Source organism: Actinoplanes sp. NPDC049316, from assembly GCF_040677315.1.
Classification (GTDB): Bacteria; Actinomycetota; Actinomycetes; order Mycobacteriales; family Micromonosporaceae; genus Actinoplanes.
Genome location: NZ_JBFAQM010000009.1, coordinates 53,696 through 76,873 on the forward strand (window position 1 = coordinate 53,696; position 23,178 = coordinate 76,873).

26 protein-coding genes are annotated in these 23,178 nt (G+C 72.5%); 10 read left to right on the top strand and 16 right to left on the bottom strand.

Translation table 11 applies throughout. The annotated features are described in order from the left end of the window. A complete protein-coding gene (gene metF / locus AB0K03_RS16230) occupies positions 1-927 on the bottom strand; it encodes a methylenetetrahydrofolate reductase [NAD(P)H] (protein WP_364684976.1) in 927 nt (308 codons plus the stop codon). A 53-nt stretch (positions 928-980) separates the two neighbouring features. On the opposite strand from metF, the gene AB0K03_RS16235 reads away from it, so the two are divergent. Beyond that, positions 981-2,048: a polyprenyl synthetase family protein gene (locus tag AB0K03_RS16235; protein WP_364684977.1), complete on the top strand. Its 1,068-nt coding sequence runs from the start codon at positions 981-983 to the stop codon at positions 2,046-2,048. On the opposite strand, the gene AB0K03_RS16240 is transcribed toward AB0K03_RS16235, so the two are convergent. From AB0K03_RS16240 to AB0K03_RS16255, 4 genes are read right to left on the bottom strand one after another with little or no spacing between them, the layout of a single operon-like run. Continuing rightward, complete coding sequence (locus AB0K03_RS16240; protein ID WP_364684979.1) at positions 2,010-2,861, bottom strand: hypothetical protein; 852 nt, start codon at positions 2,859-2,861, stop codon at positions 2,010-2,012. The genes AB0K03_RS16235 and AB0K03_RS16240 overlap by 39 nt on opposite strands. Positions 2,862-2,873: 12 nt before the next feature. Beyond that, entirely contained in the window at positions 2,874-3,254 is a 381-nt protein-coding gene (locus AB0K03_RS16245; protein ID WP_364684981.1) for a lycopene cyclase domain-containing protein, read from the bottom strand. Beyond that, a complete protein-coding gene (locus AB0K03_RS16250) occupies positions 3,251-3,583 on the bottom strand; it encodes a lycopene cyclase domain-containing protein (RefSeq protein WP_364684983.1) in 333 nt (110 codons plus the stop codon). Before AB0K03_RS16250 ends, AB0K03_RS16245 begins: the two co-directional genes overlap by 4 nt. Positions 3,584-3,592: 9 nt before the next feature. After that, positions 3,593-3,967, bottom strand: coding sequence for an Rv2175c family DNA-binding protein (locus AB0K03_RS16255; protein WP_364684985.1), 375 nt, complete (start codon positions 3,965-3,967; stop codon positions 3,593-3,595). Positions 3,968-4,062: 95 nt separating this feature from the next. On the opposite strand from AB0K03_RS16255, the gene AB0K03_RS16260 reads away from it, so the two are divergent. The 5 genes from AB0K03_RS16260 (at position 4,063) to AB0K03_RS16280 (ending at position 9,797) form a co-directional block, all read left to right on the top strand. Then, positions 4,063-4,821: a hypothetical protein gene (locus tag AB0K03_RS16260; RefSeq protein ID WP_364684987.1), complete on the top strand. Its 759-nt coding sequence runs from the start codon at positions 4,063-4,065 to the stop codon at positions 4,819-4,821. Positions 4,822-4,975: 154 nt separating this feature from the next. Next, positions 4,976-6,937: a Stk1 family PASTA domain-containing Ser/Thr kinase gene (pknB, locus tag AB0K03_RS16265; RefSeq protein ID WP_364684989.1), complete on the top strand. Its 1,962-nt coding sequence runs from the start codon at positions 4,976-4,978 to the stop codon at positions 6,935-6,937. Then, positions 6,928-7,791 (top strand): deoxyribonuclease IV, encoded by an 864-nt coding sequence (locus tag AB0K03_RS16270; protein ID WP_364684990.1) that lies wholly within the window; start codon positions 6,928-6,930, stop codon positions 7,789-7,791. Before pknB ends, AB0K03_RS16270 begins: the two co-directional genes overlap by 10 nt. Beyond that, positions 7,788-8,315, top strand: coding sequence for an SMI1/KNR4 family protein (locus AB0K03_RS16275; protein WP_364684992.1), 528 nt, complete (start codon positions 7,788-7,790; stop codon positions 8,313-8,315). Before AB0K03_RS16270 ends, AB0K03_RS16275 begins: the two co-directional genes overlap by 4 nt. Before the next feature lie 99 nt (positions 8,316-8,414). Continuing rightward, positions 8,415-9,797: a cytochrome P450 gene (locus AB0K03_RS16280; protein ID WP_364684994.1), complete on the top strand. Its 1,383-nt coding sequence runs from the start codon at positions 8,415-8,417 to the stop codon at positions 9,795-9,797. Here the strand turns inward: AB0K03_RS16280 and AB0K03_RS16285 are convergent. From AB0K03_RS16285 to AB0K03_RS16300, 4 genes are all read right to left on the bottom strand, one after another. Then, complete coding sequence (locus tag AB0K03_RS16285; RefSeq protein ID WP_364684996.1) at positions 9,784-10,173, bottom strand: DUF3224 domain-containing protein; 390 nt, start codon at positions 10,171-10,173, stop codon at positions 9,784-9,786. The two genes, AB0K03_RS16280 and AB0K03_RS16285, sit on opposite strands and share 14 nt — an antisense overlap. A gap of 40 nt (positions 10,174-10,213) precedes the next feature. Further along, entirely contained in the window at positions 10,214-11,239 is a 1,026-nt protein-coding gene (locus AB0K03_RS16290; RefSeq protein ID WP_364684998.1) for a GntG family PLP-dependent aldolase, read from the bottom strand. Further along, positions 11,232-12,632, bottom strand: a complete 1,401-nt coding sequence (locus AB0K03_RS16295) for a class II 3-deoxy-7-phosphoheptulonate synthase (protein ID WP_364684999.1) — start codon at positions 12,630-12,632, stop codon at positions 11,232-11,234. Before AB0K03_RS16295 ends, AB0K03_RS16290 begins: the two co-directional genes overlap by 8 nt. 70 nt (positions 12,633-12,702) lie before the next feature. Further along, positions 12,703-14,169 (bottom strand): glycosyl hydrolase family 18 protein, encoded by a 1,467-nt coding sequence (locus AB0K03_RS16300; RefSeq protein WP_364685001.1) that lies wholly within the window; start codon positions 14,167-14,169, stop codon positions 12,703-12,705. Between the two features lie 174 nt (positions 14,170-14,343). Here AB0K03_RS16300 and AB0K03_RS16305 point away from each other — a divergent pair, with 174 nt between their 5' ends. Continuing rightward, entirely contained in the window at positions 14,344-14,814 is a 471-nt protein-coding gene (locus AB0K03_RS16305; RefSeq protein ID WP_364685003.1) for a glutathione peroxidase, read from the top strand. A gap of 11 nt (positions 14,815-14,825) precedes the next feature. Further along, entirely contained in the window at positions 14,826-15,503 is a 678-nt protein-coding gene (locus tag AB0K03_RS16310) for a DUF429 domain-containing protein (protein ID WP_364685005.1), read from the top strand. Here the strand turns inward: AB0K03_RS16310 and AB0K03_RS16315 are convergent. The 6 genes from AB0K03_RS16315 to AB0K03_RS16340 all read right to left on the bottom strand — a co-directional run bounded on the left by AB0K03_RS16315 (position 15,500) and on the right by AB0K03_RS16340 (position 20,515). Continuing rightward, positions 15,500-16,189: a magnesium transporter MgtE N-terminal domain-containing protein gene (locus tag AB0K03_RS16315; RefSeq protein ID WP_364685007.1), complete on the bottom strand. Its 690-nt coding sequence runs from the start codon at positions 16,187-16,189 to the stop codon at positions 15,500-15,502. The two genes, AB0K03_RS16310 and AB0K03_RS16315, sit on opposite strands and share 4 nt — an antisense overlap. Before the next feature lie 283 nt (positions 16,190-16,472). Further along, a complete protein-coding gene (gene proC, locus AB0K03_RS16320; RefSeq protein WP_364685009.1) occupies positions 16,473-17,279 on the bottom strand; it encodes a pyrroline-5-carboxylate reductase in 807 nt (268 codons plus the stop codon). A 66-nt stretch (positions 17,280-17,345) separates the two neighbouring features. Next, positions 17,346-18,374, bottom strand: a complete 1,029-nt coding sequence (locus AB0K03_RS16325; protein ID WP_364685011.1) for a 6-phosphofructokinase — start codon at positions 18,372-18,374, stop codon at positions 17,346-17,348. Between the two features lie 135 nt (positions 18,375-18,509). Continuing rightward, entirely contained in the window at positions 18,510-19,019 is a 510-nt protein-coding gene (locus AB0K03_RS16330) for a pyridoxamine 5'-phosphate oxidase family protein (protein ID WP_364685012.1), read from the bottom strand. A gap of 67 nt (positions 19,020-19,086) precedes the next feature. Next, a complete protein-coding gene (locus AB0K03_RS16335; protein ID WP_364685014.1) occupies positions 19,087-19,575 on the bottom strand; it encodes a polyadenylate-specific 3'-exoribonuclease AS in 489 nt (162 codons plus the stop codon). A 16-nt stretch (positions 19,576-19,591) separates the two neighbouring features. Further along, a complete protein-coding gene (locus AB0K03_RS16340; protein ID WP_364685016.1) occupies positions 19,592-20,515 on the bottom strand; it encodes a phosphotransferase in 924 nt (307 codons plus the stop codon). A 204-nt stretch (positions 20,516-20,719) separates the two neighbouring features. Between AB0K03_RS16340 and AB0K03_RS16345 the strand changes: the two genes are divergently transcribed. Continuing rightward, entirely contained in the window at positions 20,720-21,412 is a 693-nt protein-coding gene (locus AB0K03_RS16345; RefSeq protein WP_199516082.1) for a Crp/Fnr family transcriptional regulator, read from the top strand. A gap of 11 nt (positions 21,413-21,423) precedes the next feature. On the opposite strand, the gene AB0K03_RS16350 is transcribed toward AB0K03_RS16345, so the two are convergent. Continuing rightward, the gene (locus AB0K03_RS16350) at positions 21,424-22,143 is read right to left on the bottom strand and encodes a lysophospholipid acyltransferase family protein (protein ID WP_364685018.1); all 720 of its coding nucleotides are present in this window, start codon (positions 22,141-22,143) and stop codon (positions 21,424-21,426) included. 138 nt (positions 22,144-22,281) lie between these two features. Here AB0K03_RS16350 and AB0K03_RS16355 point away from each other — a divergent pair, with 138 nt between their 5' ends. Continuing rightward, positions 22,282-23,127 (top strand): DUF308 domain-containing protein, encoded by an 846-nt coding sequence (locus AB0K03_RS16355; RefSeq protein ID WP_364685020.1) that lies wholly within the window; start codon positions 22,282-22,284, stop codon positions 23,125-23,127. Positions 23,128-23,178 lie beyond the last annotated feature (51 nt).

Consider the following 23,178-nt stretch of genomic DNA (forward strand, 5'->3'; position numbering starts at 1 on the left):
TCAGGCGGCGGCGGGCGTGGCGGCGCCGGCGGACAGCTGCTGCCACACCTCGCGGGTCGCGGGCGACCGGTTCATCGTGATGAAGTGGATGCCCGGCACACCCTCGTCGAGCAGCCGCCGGCACATGTCACTGCACAGCTCGATGCCGAGCTTGCGCACGGCGGCTTCGTCGTCGGCGATGCGCTCGAAACGCTCGAGCAGCGCGGGCGGGAACGGCGCGCCGGACAGCTGCGCCGAGCGAGCGATGGTCGCCATTCTCAGGACGGGCATCACACCCGGCACGATGGGCGTGTCGCAGCCCGCCGCGGCCACCCGATCGCGCAGCCGCAGGTAGTCGTCCGCCTCGAAGAACATCTGGGTGATGGCGAAGTCGGCGCCGGCACGGCACTTGCGGATGAAGTTGCGGGTGTCGCTCTCGATGTCGGGCGAGCGGGGGTGCTTGTACGGGAAAGCGGCCACCCCGACGCTGAAGTCGCCGGCCTCACGCAGCAGCCGGACGAGGTCCTCGGCGTACAGCACGCCCTCGGGGTGGCGGACCCACTCGCCGTTGGGGTCGCCGGGCGGGTCGCCGCGCACCGCGAGCACGTTGCGGATGCCGGCGCCGGCCAGCCGCCCGATGACGTTGCGCAGCTCGGCGACCGAATGGTTGACCGCGGTCAGGTGCGCCATGGGCAGCAGCGTCGTCTCGGTGGCCACCCGCTCGGTCACTTCGACGGTGGTGTCGCGGGTGCTGCCGCCGGCGCCGTACGTGATCGACACGAAGTCCGGCCGCAGCGGCTCGAGCTCGCGGATGGTCTGCCAGAGCAGCCGCTCGGCCTCGCGCGTCTTCGGCGGCATGAACTCGAACGAGAATGTGGGCTTCGGACGACGGATCAGCGTACCGATCGCGGGCGACGCCGGGAGGCGGGAAGGAAGTCCGAGAGACACACCCCAGACTCTACCGGCTGGCGCCTTTCCCCAGACCCGCTAGGTTTGGCGCCGTGACCTCCCCGCTCGAGCGCGCCGGCCTGCGCCCCCGCGTCGACAAGGCCCTCGCCGCGTTCCTCGCGGCCCAGCGCACGCGCCTGCTCGCGATCGACGACGCGCTGGCCGACGTGGCGGACGCCCTGGAGGCGTTCGTGCTGCGCGGCGGCAAGCGGCTGCGGCCGGCGTTCGCCTACTGGGGCTACCGCGGCGCGGGCGGCATCGACGCCGACCACGTCGTCGCCGCGGTGGCCGCGCTGGAGCTCGTCCAGGCCAGCGCGTTGATCCACGACGACCTGATGGACCGCTCGGACACCCGGCGCGGCGAGCCCTCCGTGCACCGGCGTTTCGCGTCGCGGCACGCGGCCGCCGCCTGGCGCGGCGACGCGGACGCGTTCGGTGACAACGCCGCCGTGCTCCTCGGCGACCTGGCCCTCGTCTGGTCCGACGAGCTGCTGCACAGCTCGGGCGTGGGCCTGGAGGAGCTGGCCCGGGCCCGGCCGGTCTTCGACGAGATGCGTACGGAGGTGACGGCCGGTCAGTACCTCGACGTGCTGACCCCGGTCACCGGCGACACGTCGCTGGAACGCGCCGGCAAGGTCGCCCGCTACAAATCGGCCAAGTACACGGTCGAACGCCCGCTGCTGCTCGGCGCCGCGCTGGCCGGCGCGCCGCCCGAGGTGACCGGCGCCTACTCCGCGTACGGGCTGCCGCTCGGCGAGGCGTTCCAGCTGCGCGACGACGTGCTGGGCGTCTTCGGCGATCCCGCGCAGACCGGCAAGCCCGCCGGCGACGACCTGCGCGAGGGCAAGCGGACGTACCTCATCGCGGCGGCGTACGAGGCGCTGCCCGCGGCCGGGCGCAGCGAACTGGACCGCGGCCTCGGCGACTTGAAGCTGGACGACGCCCGGGTGGAGCGGCTGCGCGCGCTGATCACCGACAGCGGCGCGCTGGCCCGCACCGAGACCCGGATCACCGCGCTGACCACCGAAGCGCTCGCCGCGCTGGACACCCCGGTCATCGAGACCGAGGCACGCTCGGTGCTGCTAGCCCTGGCCGACGCGGCCACCCGCCGCGCGGTGTGACAATCCGGCGGCGATGAGGATGATCCCGGCGAACTCGAGGCCCGTGCGCAGGCCGGCGACGAGGCCGGGCACGACGGCGGAGGACGTGAGCCCGTCCCACGCGGCGAAGGGGTTGTGGATCGCGACCTGGTAGGGCAGCAGCACCGACCGCAGCCCGTAGTCGATCCGCAGCACCGCACCGAGCACGAGCAGGACCGCTCCCGCCACCACCCAGGGCCGGCGCACCCCGACCACGGCGCCGAGAACGGCGACCAGCCCCGCCGCGACGGGCACTGCGGCGAGCACGCTCAGGGCGGCGCCGGTGGACCACGGACTCTGGTCGGTGCGCCCGAGGGCGGCCTCCGCGGCGATCCGGTTCGCGGTGTCGGCGATCCGGACCACGGGGTAGCCCACGACGATCACCATCGCGGCACCGCCGCCGAGCAGGGCGCCGCGGGTGGGCACCGCGCCGCCGCCGAGCGACGCGACGAGCAGCAGGGTCACCACGAGCAGCATGAGCCCGGCCTCGCGGTAGTCACGCCACGCGATCTCATCGATCAGGTCCGGCTCGTGGCCGGTCGCCGACGTCGCGGTCCAGAAGTATTGACCGCTGAGGTTGACCTTCTCCGGCATCGTCATCAGCGCGTGCACCGTAAGCACTGCCAGAGCGGCGAGCAGAGGACGGTTGCGGGGCTCGGCCCCCGCGTGGATCACCAGGAGGCCGAAGGCGGCCACCGCGGCCCAGGGCAGCACCGGAGCGCCCGCCAGCACGCCGAACGCGTGCACGGCGGCCAGGAATGCGGAGCCGGCCAGGAGGATCGGGCGCAGAGGCACCGGCGCATCGTGTCACATATCGACGGGTTTGCGCCGACCCGTCCTCGCGCGCAGCAGCCGGAGCACGGCGCTGCCCTCGCCGGCCCGGGGCTCGCGCTGCACGCCGCGCCGGCCCAGCCACACCCAGACCGAGAGCGTGAGCAGCACCATCGCGAAGCCGAACAGCAGGTCCTCGACCGGCGCGTACGCGATCCGCCAGCCGACGATCGCCGCCGGGTCGTAGATCACGATGTGCCGCCCGGTCAGGATGCCGTTGGACAGCAGCTGGAAGACGATGATGATCGGATACGTCGCCCAGAACACGACCCGCCGCACGAGCCGGGTCCGCAGCACGAACAGGTCGATCAGCACCGAGCCGACCACGCCCAGCAGGGCCGCCGCCGTGTAGCTCACTCGTCACCGTCCCCGGCGGGCCGGCGCAGCACCGCGCGGACCGCCTCGAAGCCCAGCACCGCGCACACCGGCACCACGACGAAGAAGAGCACCTCGTCGAGCGGCAGGCCGCCGGGCAGGAGGATCCCCGTGGTCTGCTCGGGGTCGAAGGTCCAGTGCCCCGCTGCGATCGCCGCCAGGTCCCACAGGACGAAGACGACGATCACCGGCAGCAGTGTGAGCAACAACCGGCGCCAGCGGCGCAGCACGTTGACCTTGAGCACCGGCTCCAGCCACAACGCGCAGACGAGGCAGCCCGCGAGCACGAGCAGGTAAGCCAGGTGGCTCATCGACGCCGCTCAGAACCCGAGCGCCTGGGCGCGCCGCTTGACCTCGCGGGCGCGGTCGCCGCCGAGCGCCACCGCGCCCGAGCCGCCGAGGGTCTCGTCGGGCTCGTACAGCCACCCGAGCGCCTCTTCGTCGTTGTACCCGGCGTCATGGAGCAACGTGAGGACGCCGGGAAGGTGCTTGAGCGCGATGCTGTTGGCGATCAGCTCGGCGGGCACCACGCGGATGCCGTCGCGCTTGACCGCGAGCAGCGCGCCGTCGCGGATCATCTGGTGCACCTTGCTGATCGACACGCCGAGCCGCTCCGCCACGTCGGGGAGGTTGATCCACTCGGCCGGGCCGGCCGGCTGTCCGGCCGCCGGGCCCACGGTTACGGAATCGGTCACCCGACCAGCCTGCCACGGGCCGTGCCCGCGGCACCACGCGGAGCCCCTGACCCCCGCCGGGACGGTCCCGGCCCGAGATCTTTGGAGAGGTCGCGATGACCCTGTGGCGGAGAACCCGCACCGAGGTGGCCGGCGCGTGGCGATCACTGCGTTACGACCTGGGCCGCCGCGAGCCCGATGAGACCGGCGCGCGGGCCGGTATCCCGCCGGCGCACCCGGACGTGACGTCGACCGGCTACAGCACGTTCGGCGGCGCCGGCCTCACCGGCGGGCTGCACACCTCGTACGGGCCCGGCTACGCCCGCCGCCCCCGGCGCCTCGTGGCGGTCACGGCGTTCGGCACGCTGGCCGTCGCGGGCGCGGCGGGCAGCTACTTCGCCGTGGTCAACGGGCTCGGCGCGATGCTGGGCGAGCAGCCGGCGGGCGCCGAGCCGTACCCGCTGGCCGCGGCGGCGCCGGACGGGACGACGGGCGAGACCTCCAACGAGGGGCTCGGCCGGGGGCCGCAGGAGGCGCCCGCCCCCGCGGAGGCACCGGCCGCCGCCGGCACGGTCCGGACCGTGCCGCACACCCTCGCGACCACGGGTACGCCGGACAGCCGCGGCGCCGTCGTCCTGCCGACCCCCCGGCGTACCTCCGTGCACCGGACGTCACCGGCGACGGCGCCGACCCCGTGCGACTGCCTCACGCCGCCGGTGCCGACGCCGACCGCGGCGCCGTCCACGCCGCACAGCCCGTCGCCGACGCCCTCGCCGAGCGTCCCGGACGAGGACTCCCCGTCGCCCGATCCGACGTACCCGGCCCCGGAGCACCCGAGCGGTACCGAGCGGGCACGTGTCACACCCGGGGACTGATCCGATTTATCACGATAAGAGGGTCGTGGCCCGTCCCGACCGCGGCCCGATATCGTGCATCTGCGCAGCTCGTCCGGAGTGCGCCGTACCCATTCGGTCTCAGCTGTGACATCCTGGACCGCCTTTCCCGGAAGGGCACATACACTTCACGCCGATGGACACGACTGTCGCCGACACGTTGATCGGCACGACGATTGACGGGCGCTACCGGATCACCGGGCGCGTCGCCCGCGGCGGCATGGCGACCGTTTACACCGCCGTGGACGACCGGCTCGGGCGTACCGTCGCACTGAAGATCATCCACCCGTCGCAGGCGACGAACGTGCACTTCGTCGACCGGTTCACCGACGAGGCCAAGACGATCGCCCGGCTGACCCACCCCAACGTGGTGGCCGTCTACGACCAGGGCCGCCACGAAGGCCTGCCCTACCTGGTGATGGAGTACGTCCAGGGCCGCACCCTGCGCGACCTGCTCACCCAGCGCCGCCGCCTCAACCCGGTGGAGGCGCTGGCGATCCTCGAGCAGATGCTCGCCGCCATCGCCGCCGCGCACCGCGCCGGCCTGGTGCACCGCGACGTGAAGCCGGAGAACGTGCTGGTCGCCGAGGCGCCCAGCGGCGGCATCGCCAACCTCGTCGACGCCGTCGTCAAGGTCGCCGACTTCGGGCTGGCCCGGGCCGTCGAGGCCAGCGCCGACGAGGGCGGCCAGCTCATGGCCACGGTCGCGTACGTGGCGCCCGAGCTGGTCACCGACGGCCACGCCGACGCCCGCACGGACGTGTACTCGGCCGGCATCGTGCTGTTCGAGATGCTCACCGGCCGGGTGCCGTACGACGGCGACGAGCCGGTCGAGGTGGCGTGGCAGCACGTGGACAACGACGTGCCGGCCCCGTCGAGCATCGTCAAGGGGCTGCCGACCGTCCTCGACGACCTCGTCGCCCGCGCGACCCGCCGCGACCCCGGCGCGCGCCCCACCGACGCCGGCGCGCTGCTCGCCGAGGTGCAGGTGGTCCGCGACGACCTGGGCGCCGCCAACGTCGAGACGGCGCTGCTGCGCCAGGTGCCCGCCCGGCCCGCGGTGGCCGACGCCACCGCGCTCGTGCCCGCGGTCACCTCGGTGATGCCGCCCGCGACAGGGGACCGGCCACCGTGGGCGCGCCTGCCCGAGCAGGCCGGCGCCCGCGGCGCGCGCCGCCGCCCCGACGCCCCGGCCCCGGGTGAGTACGGCGCCGTCGGCCGCTTCGGCGACCGCCGCCGGCTGCTCATCCTCGCCGCCGTCGCCCTGATGGTCCTGACGATCATCGGCAGCACCTGGTGGGTGACGCTGGGCCGCTACACCGACGCGCCGCAGATGGTGAACATGACCCGCTCGCAGGCCGAGCAGGAGGCCAAGGCGAAGGGCTTCGAGCTGCGCTTCGACGACGGCCGCTACGACGAGAACGTGCCCAAGGACACCGTCCTGGCGCAGGACCCGCCGGCCACCGAACGCCTGGTCAAGGGCGGCGTGCTGACCCTGACCCTGTCGCTCGGCCCGGAGCGCTACCTGGTGCCCGACGTGGTCGGCATGGAGAAGGCCGCGGCGAAGGGCGAGATCGAGGGCACCAAGCTCAAGTTCAAGGAGGGCGCCGGCAAGTACAGCGACACCCTCCCGCAGGGCGTGGTCATCTCCATCGACCCCAAGGCCGGCGAGTCCCTCAAGCCCGGCGCGACCGTCACCGCGGTGATCAGCAAGGGCAAGGCCCCGATCACCGTGCCGCAGGTCGTCGGCAAGAACGTCAACGACGCCCGCGCCCAGCTGCAGGGCCTCGGCCTGAGTGTGGTCGAGCAGTACAAGGACAGCGACCAGCCCGCGGACACGGTCATCGGGCAGTCGCCGGAGCAGGGCACCGGCGCGGAGAAGGACGACGAGATCAAGCTCGACGTCAGCAAGGGCCCGCCGCAGGTCACCGTGCCCGACCTCACCAACCAGCCGTGCCAGCAGGCCGCCCAGGCGCTGCAGAACATGGGCCTCACGGCGAAGATCAACTTCAACCCCAACGGTCTGGTACGGCAGCAGTCCCCGGGTCCGAACACCCCGGTGCCGCCGCAGACGGAAGTAGTGCTCAATTGTCTGTAAGCCGTCCGGTGGGGTCGCACACGAAGACGTCGGGCGGCCTCGCCAAGGCTGCCCTGCCTTATGCGGACGCGGCGGGCTCCGAGGCGGTGCAGGTCTACGTCTCCAACTCCCGCGGCTGGGCGCTGCCGCCGGGCGACCCGAAGCAGGACACATTGTTCCGCGACGGATGCGGCGAGCGGGGGCTGCCGGCGTACATCCACGCGTCGCTACTGGTGAACCTGGGCTCCCCCACCGAGCTCACGGTCACCCGCTCGGTCGAGACCCTCGAGCACGCCCTGCGACGCGGCGCGGCGATCGGCGCCACGGCGGTCGTCTACCACGCGGGCAGCTCGGTCGACCCCGCCCACGACGACAAGGCGATGCACCAGCTCCGCGAGGCGCTGCTGCCGCTGCTCGACCGGGCGGCAGCCGAGGGCCTGCCGAAGCTGCTCGTCGAACCCAGCGCCGGCGGCGGTCGCAGCCTCGCGTCCAAGGTCGAGGACCTTGGGCCGTACCTGGCGGCGGTCGAGCACCACCCGTGGCTCGGCGTCTGCTTCGACACCTGCCACGCCTGGGCGGCCGGCCACGACCTGGCCACCCCGGGCGGCATGACGAAGACGCTGGACTCGCTGGTCGCGACGGTCGGCCCGGACCGCCTCATGCTCGTGCACGCCAACGACTCCAAGGACGACTGCGGCTCCACCCGCGACCGCCACGAGACGATCGGCAAGGGCCGCATCGGCACGGCGGCGTTCGCGGAGCTGCTCGCCCACCCGGCCACGGCGGGCATCCCGGTGATCGTGGAAACCCCCACCGAGCAGCACGAGGGTCACGCCGCGGACATCGCCCTGCTCAAGGACCTCCGCCCGGCATGAGCTCCGGCGAGGATTTGGGGCTGCCCGCCGCGCTCTCGGAGGCCCACGAGCGGGGCTTCGACTACGACGGCGGCGACGGTGTCGACTTCGAGCCGTACGAGCACTTCATGACCGCGGCGGAGACCGTGGACTGGTGGCGTTCGTGGACGGGCGACGCATCGGCGACCCGGGCCCCGTTCAGGGTGTTCGGTCAGGACGGCACCGGTGGCGTGGCGGCGTTCTGGATGGTCCGGCCGGATGCGCCGCTGGAACACCAGCCGGTGGTCTTCCTCGGCTCCGAGGGCGAGACCGGAGTCGTGGCCGGCGATCTCGCGTCCTATCTGTGGCTGCTGGCCGACGGCTTCGGACCTTGGGAGGCCACGGCGTATCCGGAGCACGAGCACACGCCGCGCCGGGACGCGCGGCTGACCGGCGTGGCGGAGCGTCATGCGGCCTCGGCCCGCCGGTCGGCCGCCGAGATCATCGCCGCTGGGCGGGCGGAGTTCCCCGACTTCGAAGACCTGATCCAGGCGCAGTGCCGCTAGAAGTGTCCCGCGGATTTCCGCGCCGAGTAGCCGGTCTCTTCGGGCAGGCGCAGCCCGGACCCGCCCGGACTCATGTGAACACCTGTTAACTTCGCCCGCATGCTCACCGAACCGACGACCGTCGCCGCCCTGCCGGGGCCTCGTGGCCTTCCCCTGCTCGGCAACCTGCCCGCGTTCGCCCGCGGTGGCACGCCGCACAAGGCGCTCTACCGGTGGCGCGAGCGGTACGGCCCCACGTACCGGATGCGCCTGCCCGGCACGACCGCCGTGGTCACCTCGGAGCCGGCCGTCGTCGAGGCGGTGTTCCGGGAGCGCCCCGGCGTCTTCCGCCGGGGCCGGTTCGTCTCCGACCTGATCGACGAACTCGGCGGGTACGGCCTGTTCAGTGCCGAGGGCGACGACTGGCGCCGGTTGCGCCGCATCGGCACCCGCGGCCTCACCGGCGCGTCCCTGCGCGCGTCGTTCGGCACGGTCGCCGCGTCGGCCGCGCGGCTGCGCGACCGCTGGCGGGCCGCGGCGGACACCGGCGAGCGCGTCGACGTGCTCGACGATCTGACGCGGTACACGCTCGAGGTGGTGACCGGCGTGACCATGGGGCACGACCTCGGCGCGGGCGGTGACGGCGGGTTGCACCGGCACCTCACGCTCGTGTTCGCCGCGCTGCGGCGCCGCCTGAACAGCCCGCTGCCGTACTGGCGGTTCGTGCGGCTCCCCGCCGACCGCCGGGTCGACGCGGCCGTCGCCGAGGCCCGGCGGGTCATCCTCGAACGGTACGGCGAAGCCCGCCGCCGGATGGCCGAGGGCGGCACCCCGGGCGACTTCCTGACCGCGCTGGCTCGCGCGGATCTCGACGGCGATGACCCGCTGAGCGCGTCGGACGTGGTGGGCAGCGTGCTCACCATGATCGTCGCCGGGCAGGAGAGCACCGCGGCGGCGACCGCCTGGGCCGTGCACTACCTGGCCACGCATCCGGACGTGCAGGCCCGCGTGCGCGCCGAGGCCGCCGAGGTGCTCGGCCCGGACGGCACGCCGGGCGACGCGTCGGCCCTGACCCGGCTGCGGCTCGCCGGCGCGGTGGTCGACGAGGCGCTCCGCCTGCGGCCCCCGTCGCCGTTCGTCATCATGGAGCCGCTGGCCGACACCACGGTCGGCGGCCTGCGCGTCGGCAAGGGCACGCCGATCTTCGTGCTGCAGGCGTACGGCTCGGCCACCGACGCGGACCGGTACCCGGAACCCGGCGAGTTCCGCCCCGACCGGCAGCTGGGCCACGCGACGCCGGGGCAGCAGCCGTACCTGCCGTTCGGCAGCGGCCCGCGGGTCTGCCCGGGCCGCAACCTGGCCCTCATGGAGGCGACGCTGCTGGTCGCCATGGTGTGCCAGGCGTTCACCATGGAGCCGGACACGTCCGCCGGCCCGGTGGGCGAGCGGGAGACGTTCGCGCTGTTCCCGACGAACCTCGCCGTCCGGCTCAGTGCGGCGTGATGTCGTAGTCGAAGACGTACCGGTGCTCGCCCGAGCTGTTGTCGATCTCGAACGTGCCGGTGAGGCCGGTGAGCTCGTCCGTACCCGAATCCGGCACGACCCGGACGGTCAGCGTGCCCGACCCGCGGTCCATGAGACCGAAGTGCTGCAGCACGAAGCTGCCGCTGCGGCCGTGCAGCGTGCCGGTGATGCGGTCGATGGCGACGTAGCCGGCGGAGCCCTCGACCGGGGTGCCGACCGACAGCATCTGGGCGCGGCCGGTGCCGGTGAGGTCGCCCTCGATCGTCTTGTGGACCCGCATGCGGCCGAGCGTCTCGTCGTCGGTCGACAGCGGCTCGAACGTGGTGGTGAAGGTGCCGGTGGCACGGCGGCTCATCGCGGGTTCTCACTTTCGGTGGCGGGTCGGACGCGCCGGCTCAGGCGGCGCGCAGGAGGCCGGAGAGGACCTCGATCGTGCGGTCGATGTCGTCGTCGTCCACGTCGAGGTGGGTGACCGCGCGGGCCAGGCGGGGCAGCATCACCGTGATGCGGACGTCGCGTTCCGCCGCCCGGGCGACCAGCGTCGGCGCGTCCATCGGCGCCTTCGTCAGGTCCAGCGGGACGAGGTTCGTGCGGACCTCCGCGGCGTCGACCACGCCGAAGGGTTCGAGGGCCTCGGCGAGGCGGCGGGCCCGGGCGTGGTCCTGCGCGAGGCGCTCGACGTGGTGGTCGAGGGCGTACCGGCCGGCGGCCGCGAGGATGCCGACCTGGCGCATGCCGCCGCCCATCCGCTTGCGGAGCTGCCGGGCCCGGGCGATGCGCTCGGCGGAGCCCACGATCAGCGACCCGACCGGCGCGCCGAGCCCCTTCGACAGGCAGACCGACAGGGTGTCGAAGAGCTGCCCGTACGCGAACAGCGGCACCCCGTCCGCGACGTGCGCATGCCAGATGCGGGCGCCGTCGCAGTGCAGCGCCACACCGGCGTTCACGGCGACCTCGTGCAGGCGGTGCAGCGTGGCCAGCGGGACGACGCCCCCGCCGCCGAGGTTGTGGGTCTGCTCGACGGCGATCGCCCTCGTCGGCACCGACGGGTAGCCGGCCGGGCGGATCATCGCCGCGATTTCGTCGACGTCCAGCGCGGCGCCCCGCGAGGGCCAGGTCCGGGTCGAGATGCCGCCCAGCGCGGCCGCGGCGCCCAGCTCGTACGTGACGACGTGCGCGTCAGCCCCGGCGAGCAGCTCCTCCCCCGCCGGCACGACCAGCTGCATCGCGATCTGGTTGGCCATCGTGCCGGACGGGGCGAACAGCGCCGCCTCGTGCCCGAACAGCCGCGCGACGTGCGCCTCGAGCTCGTTGACGGTCGGGTCGTCGCCGAAGACGTCGTCGCCCACCGGCGCGGACGCCATGGCCGCACGCATCTCCGGCGTCGGCCGGGTGACGGTGTCCGAGCGCAGGTCAGCCACGGAGCATCTCCGCCACGAGGAACGCCAGCTCCAGGCTCTGCTGGGTGTTGAGCCGCGGGTCGCAGGCGGTCTCGTAGCGGTCCGGCAGGTCGAGGTCCTCGATGCCCTGCGCGCCGCCGAGGCACTCGGTGACGTCCTCGCCGGTCAGCTCGACGTGGATGCCGCCGGGGTGGGTGCCGAGCCCGCGGTGCACCTCGAAGTAGCCGAGCACCTCGTCGACGATCCGGTCGAAGTGCCGGGTCTTGTAGCCGTTGGACGACTCGTGGGTGTTGCCGTGCATCGGGTCGCACTGCCACACGACCTTGGCGCCCGACGCGCTCACCTTCTCCACGATCGGCGGGAGCGCCTCGCGCACCTTGCCGTTGCCCATCCGGCTGATCAGCGTGAGCCGGCCCGGGACGTTCTCCGGGTTCAGCTTCTCGCACAGCTCGATCGCTGTCTCCGGGGAGGTGCCGGGGCCGAGCTTCACGCCGATCGGGTTGGCGATGCGGCTGATGAAGTCGATGTGGGCGTGGTCCAGCTGGCGGGTCCGCTCACCCACCCAGAGGAAGTGCCCGGACAGACCGTACGCCCTGCCGTCGGAGACCCGGGTCAGCGCGCGGTCGTACTCCAGCGCCAGCGCCTCGTGCGAGCAGTACAGGCTGACCGTCCGCAGCGCCTCGTCATCGGTCATGCCGCAGGCCCGGATGAAGTCGAGGGCCCGGTCGATCTCGCGCGCGATGGCCTCGTAGCGCTCACCGGCGGGCGACGCCCGGACGAAGTCCTTGTTCCAGTCGTGCAGACCCGCAAGATCGGCAAGACCACCCGCGAGGTACGCCCGCAGCATGTTCATCGCCGCGGCGCTGTTCGCGTACGCCCGGATCATGCGCTGCGGGTCGGCGACGCGGGCCGCCTCGTCCGCCTCCAGCGAGTTGATCAGGTCACCGCGGTACGCCGGCAGCCCCAGCGAGTCCGTCGGCGCGGAGCGCGGCTTGGTGTACTGCCCGGCCACCCGGGCCACCTTGACCACCGGCATGGAGGCGCCGTACGTGAGCACCACCGCCATCTGCAGCAGCGTGCGCGCGTTGGCCAGCAGGTGGCTCTCGGTGTTGTCGGCGAAGGTCTCGGCGCAGTCGCCGCCCTGCAGCAGGAAAGCCCGGCCCTCGCACACCTCGGCGAGCTTGTGACGCAGCTGGTCGACCTCGTACGGCGCGACGATCGAGGGGACGTTGTCGAGGACCTTGCAGACCTCGACGACCTCGTGCATGTCCGGCCACGGCGGCATCTGCACGCGCGGCAGCTCGCGCCACCGGTCGAGGCCGAGCGCCGAGTCCTCGGCGGTGGACGGACGGGAGGTCTGCAGGGCGGTCGCACCGACCCCGGGATGACTGAGCTGATGCCACTCTCGGCGCATGTCGAAAGCCTAACCAGGGACGAGAAAGGGGCGCCGGGAGGATCCCCGGCGCCCCACTCTCTAGGACTGCTTACCGCAGGCCGTTGCTGATCGCGGTGATCAGTTCGCCGTTGCTGGTGTCACCGGAGAACTCCCAGAAGAAGGCTCCGCCGAGACCCTGGTTCTTGGCGTACGTCATCTTGCCGCCGATGGTCGCCGGGGTGTCGTAGCTCCACCAGTTGCTGCCGCACTTGGCGTACGCCGTGCCGCCGACGGTGCCGGTGGCCGGGCAGCTGTTCTTGAGGACCTTGTAGTCCTCGATGCCGGCCTCGTACGTGCCCGGGGCGGCGCCGGTCGCCGAGCCGCCCGGGGCGCTCTGCGTGACGCCGGTCCAGCCGCGACCGTAGAAGCCGATGCCGAGCAGCATCTTGCTCGCCGGGACGCCCTTGCTCTTGAGCTTCTGGATCGCCGCGTCGGACCAGAAGCCCTGCTGCGGGATGCCGGCGTACGACGTCAGCGGCGAGTGCGGGGCGGTCGGGCCCTGCGCGTTGAAGGCGCCGAAGTAGTCGTACGTCATCGGGAAGACCAGGTTGAGCTTCGCGATGCCGGAGGCGTAGTCGGCCACGTCGAGCTTGCCGCCGTTGGAGCCGTCGGCCGAGATCGCCGAGGTGATCAGGAAGTTCGCGCCGAACTTGTTGCGCAGCGCGGTGATCACGTTGTTGTACGCCGCCGGGCCGCTGCTGTCGCAGGACAGGCCGCAGGCGTTCGGGTACTCCCAGTCGATGTCGATGCCGTCGAAGACGTCCGCCCAGCGGGAGTCCTTGACCAGGTTGTAGCAGGAGTTCGCGAAGCCGGTCGGGTTCGCGGCGGCCTGGGTGAAGCCGCCGGACCAGGTCCAGCCGCCGAACGACCAGATCACCTTGATGTTCGGGTACGCCTTCTTGAGCTTGCGCAGCTGGTTGAAGGAGCCGCGCAGCGCGCCGGTGTCCCAGGTGTCGGCGACGCCGTCGACGCTCTCCGCCGCGGTGTACGCCCGGTCGTAGTCGGCGTACGAGTCACCGATGGAGCACTGGCCGCCGGTGGTGTTGCCGAACGCGTAGAGGATGTGCGTCAGCTTGGAGGCCGAGCCGCTCGTGACGATGTTCTTCACGTGGTAGTTGCGCCCGTAGACGCCCCACTCGGCGAAGTAGCCCACGACGTTCTTGCCACCGGGGCCCGGGGGCTGGGTCGGCGGGGTCGTGGGCGGCGTGGTGGGCGGGGTGGTCGGAGGAGTCGTCGGCGGGGTGGTCGGGTCCGTGGTGCCGCCGCCGCAGGTGCCGTTGTCGATCCAGACGTCCCACTGGCCGCTGTGGGTCGCCGGGCTCTCGTTCTGCGTCCACCACTTGGCGGTGTAGTTGTGACCGTTCTGTGAAGCAGCCATGTCCTTGGTGTAGACCGCGGTCGAACTCCACGGGGAAGCACAGGCCGCGGCGGCGGACGCCTGGACCATGGGGACCGCGGCGGAGGCCACCGCCACGATCGCCCCGGCCCACAGGGCGCGGCGGAGGGATTTCTTCACTGCGTCTCCTCACAACCAACAGTTAGGAAACTTTCCAAAGGGAAGTTGAAGAGACGGTAGTCACATCTATGAACTTGAGTCAAGAAGGTGACGAGGTATTAGACGGTCTTTTAACTTCGCCGCTCAGGGCGCCACGGCGTGCACTCATACGGGCACAGCGCGTAGTCTGCGGTCATGACCATCTTCGACGTCGACCTCGACGCCCTCACCGGCGGATCCGCCGATCTGCGGCAGTACCGCGGCAATGTCGTCCTCGTGGTCAACGTGGCCTCCAAGTGCGGCCTCACCCCGCAGTACGCCGGCCTCGAGCAGCTCTACCGCACCTACGCCGGGCGCGGCCTGGTCGTGCTGGGCGCGCCCTGCAACCAGTTCGCCGGCCAGGAGCCCGGAAGCGCCGCCGACATCGACCAGTTCTGCCAGGTCAACTATGGCGTCACGTTCCCGCTGACGGAGAAGATCGAAGTCAACGGGCCGGGACGGCACCCGCTCTACCGCGAGCTCGTCGGCGAGGGCGGCGACATCCAGTGGAACTTCGAGAAGTTCCTCGTCGGCCCGGACGGCACGGTCGAGGCCCGCTTCGACCCCGGTACGCAACCCGACGACGAGCGCCTGGTGTCCGCCATCGAGAAGCTCCTCCCCCGCTGAGCGGCCTCCCCATGAGTCTTCACGTCATCGGCGTCGACGCGTACGCCCTGGGCTGGGTCGGAGTGGAGCTGCGCGACGGCCACTTCGGGCGGGCCATGCTCGCGTCCACCCTCTACGAGATCGTCGCGGGCAGCTCCGGCGCGGCCGTCATCGGCGTCGACATCCCGCTCGGCATGCTGCCCGACCGCTGGCGTGCCGCCGACACCCTCGCCGCCGATCAGCTCGGCCCACGCCGCGGCAGCGTGTTCCGGGTGCCGCCCCGCGCGGTCTGGCAGGAGCCCGACTTCGCCGCCGCCAACCGGCTCTGCCGCGAGCTCACCGGCGCCGGGCTGAGCCGCCAGTCGTGGGCGCTGCGGCCCAAGCTGCTCGAGGCCAACGCCATCTGGGAACGCCACCCCGGCCTGCTGTTCGAGGCCCACCCCGAGGTGTCCTTCCGCCAGATGGCCGGCGAGCCGCTGGCGTACGCGAAGAAGACCTGGAGCGGTCAGGCCCGCCGCCGCGACCTGCTCGCCCGGCACGGCATCGTGCTCCCCGACCAGCTCGGCCCGGCCGGCCAGGCCCCGCCGGACGACATCCTGGACGCGGCCGCCGTGGCGTGGAGCGCCCACCGGATGGCGACCGGGGCGGCGCTGAGCCACCCCAGCCCCCCGGAGGAGAACAACGGCGCCCGGATCGCGATCTGGTACTAACTCTCCGCGCGAATCGCCGCCACCTGATCGGTGGTCAGCAGGCGAGTGATCTCCGATCTCGTGCTTGCGTCCATACCGGCGAAGAGGCGGGCGGCCGCGGACGGACGCATGACGGCCACCGCGGCCGCGGCGAGGTCCGTCCGCATGGCGGCGAGGATGTCTGCGGCCCGGCGATCGTCCATCTCCGCGAGCGCCTCGGCGGTCCGCGCCGGCAGAGCGATCTCCAGGCGGCGCGCCGCGGCCTCGTCGGACATCTCCGCCAGCTGCGTCACCACCTCGCCGAGCGGCAGCGTCTCGACCAGGGCGGCGCCCCGGGCGGCGTTCACCACGGCGATCCGGGTTCCCTGCCGGACCGGTGTGGCAGGGGCGACAGACGCGGTGGCGGCCGGTCCACGCCTGGTGAGCCCGCGGTGGTGCTGACCGGCGCGCACCCAGGCGTCCCGCCACGGTCCGGCGTCCCCGACGTCCAGCGCCCTCACCAGGGCAAGGACCGTCTCCAGGCGCGGCAGGCCGCGCTTGCCGCCGAGCGCGTCCTGTGCGGTGGAGTGCGGCAGGACCGCACCGGCGCGGGCGGCCCTGCGCGACAGGTCGCGCACCGACGGGTCGCCCGCGTGCAGCTTCAGCAGCCTCAGCTCGTAGGCGAGGTCGGCGACGGTCGTGACGGCCTCAGGGCTCGGCACCTGCATGTCCGACAGCGTACGACGCTGTCCGACGGCGTCCGGGGACGGCGACGCGCGCCCGGACCCGCCCGAGGCCGTCCGAAAGGCTGTCTCCGCGGCGGCCCGGCCGGTTTGCTCGAGGCATGGACCTCTTCGACCCCGCACGACTCATCGCCGACCTTTTCCACGGCACGGTACGCGCAGTGACGGCCGCGGCGCTGACGCGCGTGCTGACCGTCTCACCCCGGGACGACCCGCGACGCGACAGGCCGCACAGGCGTGGCCGACGGCGCTGAGACCCGGCCCCGGCTCAGGCGGACTGGGCGGCGATCTCCCGGGCCCGGTCGCGTGCCGCCTCGAGGGCGGCCAGCAGGGCCGCACGGACGCCGTGGTTCTCCAGCTCGCGGATCGCCGAGATCGTCGTGCCGGCCGGCGACGTGACCGCCTCGCGCAGCTTCACCGGGTGCTCCCCCGAGTCGCGCAGCATGACGGCCGAGCCGATCGCGGTCTGCACGATGAGCTCGTGCGCCACCTGGCGGGGCAGGCCGAGCAGGATGCCCGCGTCGATCATCGCCTCGACGAGCAGGTAGAAATACGCCGGGCCGGAGCCCGACAGCGCGGTCACCGCGTCCTGCTGCGACTCCGGCACGCGGATCGTCGAGCCCAGCGGCTTGAACATCTCCTCGGCGACCGCGAGGTGCTCGCCGGTCGCGTGCGGGCCGGCCGAGATCGCCGTCATCGCCTGGTCCACCAGGGCCGGCGTGTTGGTCATGACCCGCACCACCGGGGTGCCCTCGGGCAGGCGGGCGGCGAAGAAGCTCGTCGGCAGGCCCGCACAGAGCGAGACGACGAGCTTGTCGGCGGGGACCTTCGCGCCGATCTCGCCGAGCAGCGTGCCGGCGTCCTGCGGCTTGACCGCGATCGCCAGCACGTCGGCCTCGGCCACCGCGGTCAGGTTGTCGACGATCCGGATGCCGTAACGCTCGCGCAGCTCCTCGCCCCGGGCCGGGCGGCGCGCCGTGACGAGCAGGTTCGAGGCCGGCCAGCCGGCGCGCAGCAGGCCGGAGAGCACCAGCTCACCGATCTTGCCGGCGCCGAGCACCGCGACGACGGTCATGAGTCCTCCCGGAAAAGAGACCGGGGGCGGGCGTGTGCCGCCCGCCCCCGTCCGCGATGAATTCGCTCAGCTGCCGAAGAAGACCTCGGCCTCGTCGTACCGCGAGATCGGCACGGTCTTGAGCTCGCCGGTGCCCTCGATGAGCGGGACCCGGACGATGTCGGTGCCGCGCAGCGCCATCATCTTGCCGAAGTCGCCCTCGTGGACGGCGTCGATGGCCTGCAGGCCGAAGCGGGTGGCGAGGACCCGGTCGAACGCGGTCGGGGTGCCGCCGCGCTGGATGTGACCGAGGACGACCGTACGGGCCTCCTTGCCGGTCCTCTCCTCCAGCTGCTCGGCGAGCCACTGGCCGATGCCGCCGAGGCGGACGTGGCCGAACGCGTCGAGCTCCTGGCTCTGCAGGCTCATCTGGCCCTCGAGCGGCTGGGCGCCCTCGGCGACGACGACGATGGGGGCGTACTCGACCTGGAAGCGCTTGGTCACGTAGGTGGCGACCTGCTCCACGTCGAAGTTGCGCTCCGGCAGCAGGATCACGTTGGCGCCACCGGCGAGGCCGGCGTGCAGGGCGATCCAGCCGGCGTGCCGGCCCATGACCTCGACGACCAGCGTGCGGTGGTGCGACTCGGCGGTGGTGTGCAGCCGGTCGATGGCCTCCATCGCGATGTTGACCGCGGTGTCGAAGCCGAAGGTGTAGTCGGTGGCGTTCAGGTCGTTGTCGATCGTCTTCGGCACGCCGACGACCTTGACGCCCAGGTCGTTGAGCTTGGTGGCGACGCCGAGGGTGTCCTCGCCGCCGATCGCCACGAGCGCGTCCACGCCCTGCTCGGCCAGGTTCGCCTTGATCTTCTCGACGCCGCCGTCGATCTTGAACGGGTTGGTCCGGGAGGAACCGAGGATCGTGCCGCCACGGGGCAGGATGCCACGGACCTCGGCGATGCCGAGCGGCTTCGTCAGGCCCTCCAGCGGACCCTTCCAGCCGTCCCGGAAGCCGACGAACTCGTGACCGTACGCGGCGACGCCCTTGCGCACCACCGCCCGGATCACCGCGTTGAGACCGGGGCAGTCGCCGCCGCCGGTGAGCACGCCGATACGCATGATTACTCGTCCTCCCTGATCGGGTCGCGAGATGCCCGGCTCCCTGGGATCCGTCGTCCGGCGTCACTGCCGAGTCCGGGGGCGGGCCGCAAACGCACTGTAGTCGCCGGGCCCACCCCGGACCAAAACGCCCCACTACAAGCGGACGGTTTCGTTCTCCCCGGCGTCCGGGGTCTTGCCGGTGACGGCGGCCTTCGCGTACCCGAGCAGCGTGACGACCTTCGAACTGTGCGCGGACTCCCAGTACTCGGCGGAGTCGGCGTGCACCTTCACCAGCGTGAGGTTCGGCGTCTCCAGGCCGTCCGGGAACCACGCCTTGAGCAGCGGGTTCCACAGCTCCTCGGCCTTGGCCCGGTCGTCGGTCTGCACCGCGGAACCGGACACCGAGGTCCAGGCGTGCTGCTTGGCGTCGCTGAACGACACGTTCACCTGCGGGTTGGCCCGGATCTGCGCGACCAGGTCGGAGTCGGCGTACGTGAAGAACCAGAGGTCGCCGTCGAACTCCACGTCCTGCAGCGCCATGGGCCGGCTGACGTGCTTGCCGTCCGTGGTCATCGTCGTGAGCATCCCGATGCGGGCGTCCTTGACGAGCTCCTTCAGCTTCTCGCGCTTGTCCTGCTCGGTGTGCTCGGCGTGGTCTGCCATGACAGGTTCCTTCCGTCGGTCGTACCCCGGACGTTCCCGGGGCGCGAACGGCGAAACGGAGCGCGGGTCAGCCGCCCATCGCCTTCCAGCGGGCCAGGTTGTGCTTGGCGTCGACGAGCGCGTCGTGGCGCCCCTGGGCGGTCGGCAGCGGCGGGCGGCCCAGGTCGTCCCAGCGCTGCCGCAGATCCTTGGTGAACCGGGGTATCTCGCGGGGCAGCGCCGGCATCGCGCCCCACAGCTGGGCCAGGGCGACGTGGTCGTACGCCGCGTACCAGGCCCAGAGCTCGATCTGCTCGCCGCGGCCCTGCACCGGCTCGACCAGGAACGCGTACAGGTCGTCGCGGATGCGCTCGCGCGAGCGCCACGCCGGGTCGGCGGGCGACGGCAGCTTGTCGAGCACGTTGCGGCGCACCCACGGCACGGCGCGGGTGTCGTCGAACTCCGTCGAGACCGCGTAGAACTCCCGGCCGTACTCGTCGACGATGCCGATCGAGACCAGGTCGACCGTGCGGCCGTCCTCGATGAATTCGCAGTCGTAGAAATAGCGGTAGACCATCGGGGCCCATCCTCGCCTACCGCGGGTCCGCCTCCGCCGTCAGGGCCTCCCGCGCCCGCCGGAGCACCTCCAGGCCGGCGTCGCCGTCGCCCGCGGCGAGCCTGCGGGCGGCCCGGTCGGCGTGCACGGCCCAGCGGAACCGCAACATGACCGGCAGCGCGGCGCACAGCTCGTCCTGCTCCACGGGGCCGGCCGCCAGGTAGCCGTCGAGCAGCTCCGCGGACGTGTCCTGGCCGCCCGCGTACACCACTGCGGCGGCCACGTCGTAGAGCAGCGGGCCGGTGCCGCCCGCCCCGCAGTCGAGCAGGCCGGCACGTCCGGTCGCCGGGTCGACCAGGAAGATCTCCGGGGCCGGGTCGCCGTGCAGCACCCCGTAGGTCAGCCGGTCGGTGACGGTCAGCCGGGTCATCGCCGTGACCGCGTCGGCGACGGCGGGGCGTACCCACGGCTCGACCGCGAGGTGCGGGGCGTCGGGGTCGAGCAGGTTCCAGCGGCGCAGCCCGGGGTGGTGGAAACCCTGCAGGGCCCGGTGCACCGCGCCCAGCCGGTCGCCCCAGAACTGCTGGTCGACCGGGTCGCGGCCGTCGAGCGTGCGGCCGGGAGCGCGGCGCAGCACGGCGAGGGCACCGTACGGCGTCTCGACGGTGAGCGCGCCGGCCAGGGTCCGTACCGGCCGCCCCGCCTCGATCCCCGTGCCGCGCAGGTGCTCGGCGGCGGCCAGCCCGGCCTCGACGGGCTGGCGGCAGGCGGACTCCGCGAGGCGGGCGACGAAGCGCTCACCGCCCGCGGTCACGTCCCAGCCGTCGGAGAGCAGCCCGCCGGGCAGCGCCGATATCTCGGCGGGGACGAGATGCCACTGGTCGCGCAGGGTGGATCGAAGGAGGTCGTGGTCCGGCACGGCGGCGATTATCCCGGTACGCACGGTGACATCAACGGACACGGTGGGCGACAGTGGCCGTCGATTGTCACGAGCGGCGATTGGGGGGTGTACAGCCAGCGACATCCGCGAAATGATCGAGCAAGCGCTCTGCAGGTATCAAATGGCGTGGATGACGCTCTACATGCTAAGAGTGATCGTTCGCGTCGAGGGGCCGGCGTCGGACAGCGGAGTCGACGGTGGTCCCGACCGGGGGAAGGACTGACCGTGGACCATCGGCTGCCGGAGCCGGGCGACGCGCTCACGGGCGTGGAGATGTTCGCCGGGCTGGAGCCCGACGTGCGCCAGCGGGTGATCGCCGCGGCCGTGCCCCGCACCTACCGCAAGGGGCAGATCCTCTTCGTCGAGAACGACCCCGGGGACTCGCTCATCGTGCTGCGCCGCGGCGCGATCGCCGTCTTCCGCACCGCGCCGACCGGCGAGCGGGCGGTGCTGACCGTGGTCCGCCCGCCCGACGTGCTCGGCGAGGTCTCGCTGCTGGACGCCTCCACCCGCTCGGCGAGCGCGGAGGCGATCGAGGACAGCCAGGCGCTGGCGCTGTCCCGCGTGGCGTTCATGGACCTGGTGCACTCCAACCCGCGCATCCTCGACGCGGTGATGCGCTCGGTCGGCGGCCTCATCCGCCGCCTCACCGAGCAGAACGCCGACCACGTGTTCCTCGACCTGCCGGGCCGGGTCGCCAAGACCCTCGTACGGCTCGCCGGCGACAGTCAGGCCCCGATGATCACGATCGAGCTCAACCAGAGCCAGCTCGCCGAGATGGCCGGCGGCTCCCGGCAGAGCGTCAACCAGGCGATCGGCTCGTTCGCGACCCGGGGCTGGCTGCGCACCGAGGGCCGGCGCATCGTGGTCACCGACGTGTCGGCCCTGCGCCGGCGCGCCGGCATGGCGGAACGCTGACCGTTGCAGCCCTATCCGGCCGCGGTACGGCTCCTCTCCGCGGCCGGCGCCGGCGCCTCCACGGACGTCTTGAGGGTGGCCGCGTAGACGTCCACGTACTCGCGGCCGGTCAGCGTCATGAGCTCGTACATGATCTCGTCGGTCACCGCGCGCTCGACGAAGCGGTCGCCGGCCCGGTCCGCGAAGCGCGAGAAGTCCATCGGCTTGCCGAAGCGGACGCGGACCCGTTTGACGTACGGGATCAGCTTGCCGGTCGGCTGGATCTCGTCGGTGTTGAGCAGCGCCACCGGCACCACGGGGGCGCCGCTCTCCAGCGCGAGCCGGGCCACCCCGGTCTTGCCGCGGTAGAGGCGGCCGTCCGGCGAGCGGGTCCCCTCGGGGTAGATGCCGGCGATGTTGCCCGAGCGCAGCACCCGTAGCTGGGTGTCGAGGGCCGCGCGGGCCGCCGTGCCGCCCGAACGGTCGATCGGGATCGTGCCGGCGCCGAGGAAGAACTGGCGCATCAGCCAGCCCTTGATCCCCTTGCCGGTGAAGTACTCCGCTTTGGCGACGAATGTCACCCTGCGCCTGACCAGCAACGGTGTGAAGATCGAGTCGGAGAACGACAGGTGGTTGCAGGCGAGGATGACCGGACCGGTCGCCGGCACGTGCTCGAGCCCCTGCACGTCGGGGCGGAACACGACCTTGAGGACCGGCCCGAGGAGGACGAACTTCAGCAGCCAGTAGAACACCAGTGTCCTTCCCGTCGAGGGGCAGCCAAAGCGTACGAAGCGGGAGCGGCACGCCACAACGCACTCCCGCAAGCGGTACCTGTCGTGTCACCATTCAAGGCACGCGCGCGAGGTGCGCGGGGGCGAGGAGTGTGCAGGGTGTCTGCGGGTGGCGCCCGTCGCGGGCGGCGGGACAACGGGCTCGACGCGGCCGACTACGCGGCCGCGGGCGACGTGGATCCGCGTGTCGGAGAGCACCTGCTCGACGTCCTGGCGGCCGGGGGGATCGCCGCCTACCTGCAGCCCTCCGCCGATCTGAACCCGATCCTGCGCGCCACGACCTTCCCGGCCCGGCCCACCGACCGGCTCTACGTCGACCGCCTGCACCTCGCGACGGCCCGGGAGCACCTGCACAAACTCACCGGCGGCGCCGGCCCGACCCCGCCCGCGCCCCGGCCGGACCCGCTCGCCGGCGGCGACCAGACCGACGTCGACGCCGAGTGGGCCAAGATCGTCGCGGGCTTCCACACCGCCGTCGACCCGACCGCGCCGCCGTGGCCAGCCGCCGAGGGCATCGATCCCACCGCCGCGCCGCCCGAGCCGCCAGCGTACGAGCCGCCGAAGCCGCAGCCGGGCGACAAGCTCACCTCGGCCACCGACTTCACCGGCATCCAGCTCAACCGCCGCCGCACCGACCGGGTGGACGAGCCGAGCATGCTGGACGGCCTCGACACGTTCGGCACCGGCATCGACGACGAGGACGACGAGCGGTACGTGCCGCCACCCCCGCCCCCGCTGCCGCACATCTCCAAGTACGCGATCGCCGGGGTGCTCGGCGTCGTCCTGGGCTTCGTGCTGTTCGTCTTCCCGTGGCTGCTGCCCATCCAGCGCACCATCGTGACGCTGATCGGCTTCACCTCGATCGTCGCCGGCGCGGTGACGCTGGTGTGGCGGCTGCGCTCCGGTGAGGACGACGACGACTTCGACGACGGCGCAGTCGTCTGAAACCCTCCCATAGACCCCCACCTCTATATCGCTTGGTAGCCGTCGCGTAAC

What these genes read in the sequence shown, in the direction of transcription:
- AB0K03_RS16250 (WP_364684983.1), bottom strand. Translation starts at nt 3,583, where the DNA reads ATGAGCCACCTGGCTTACCTGCTCGTGCTCGCGGGCTGCCTCGTCTGC.
- AB0K03_RS16260 (WP_364684987.1), top strand. Translation starts at nt 4,063, where the DNA reads ATGACCCTGTGGCGGAGAACCCGCACCGAGGTGGCCGGCGCGTGGCGA.
- pknB (WP_364684989.1), top strand. Translation starts at nt 4,976, where the DNA reads ATGGACACGACTGTCGCCGACACGTTGATCGGCACGACGATTGACGGG.
- AB0K03_RS16275 (WP_364684992.1), top strand. Translation starts at nt 7,788, where the DNA reads ATGAGCTCCGGCGAGGATTTGGGGCTGCCCGCCGCGCTCTCGGAGGCC.
- AB0K03_RS16280 (WP_364684994.1), top strand. Translation starts at nt 8,415, where the DNA reads ATGCTCACCGAACCGACGACCGTCGCCGCCCTGCCGGGGCCTCGTGGC.
- AB0K03_RS16285 (WP_364684996.1), bottom strand. Translation starts at nt 10,173, where the DNA reads ATGAGCCGCCGTGCCACCGGCACCTTCACCACCACGTTCGAGCCGCTG.
- AB0K03_RS16295 (WP_364684999.1), bottom strand. Translation starts at nt 12,632, where the DNA reads ATGCGCCGAGAGTGGCATCAGCTCAGTCATCCCGGGGTCGGTGCGACC.
- AB0K03_RS16305 (WP_364685003.1), top strand. Translation starts at nt 14,344, where the DNA reads ATGACCATCTTCGACGTCGACCTCGACGCCCTCACCGGCGGATCCGCC.
- AB0K03_RS16310 (WP_364685005.1), top strand. Translation starts at nt 14,826, where the DNA reads ATGAGTCTTCACGTCATCGGCGTCGACGCGTACGCCCTGGGCTGGGTC.
- AB0K03_RS16315 (WP_364685007.1), bottom strand. Translation starts at nt 16,189, where the DNA reads ATGCAGGTGCCGAGCCCTGAGGCCGTCACGACCGTCGCCGACCTCGCC.
- proC (WP_364685009.1), bottom strand. Translation starts at nt 17,279, where the DNA reads ATGACCGTCGTCGCGGTGCTCGGCGCCGGCAAGATCGGTGAGCTGGTG.
- AB0K03_RS16325 (WP_364685011.1), bottom strand. Translation starts at nt 18,374, where the DNA reads ATGCGTATCGGCGTGCTCACCGGCGGCGGCGACTGCCCCGGTCTCAAC.
- AB0K03_RS16330 (WP_364685012.1), bottom strand. Translation starts at nt 19,019, where the DNA reads ATGGCAGACCACGCCGAGCACACCGAGCAGGACAAGCGCGAGAAGCTG.
- AB0K03_RS16335 (WP_364685014.1), bottom strand. Translation starts at nt 19,575, where the DNA reads ATGGTCTACCGCTATTTCTACGACTGCGAATTCATCGAGGACGGCCGC.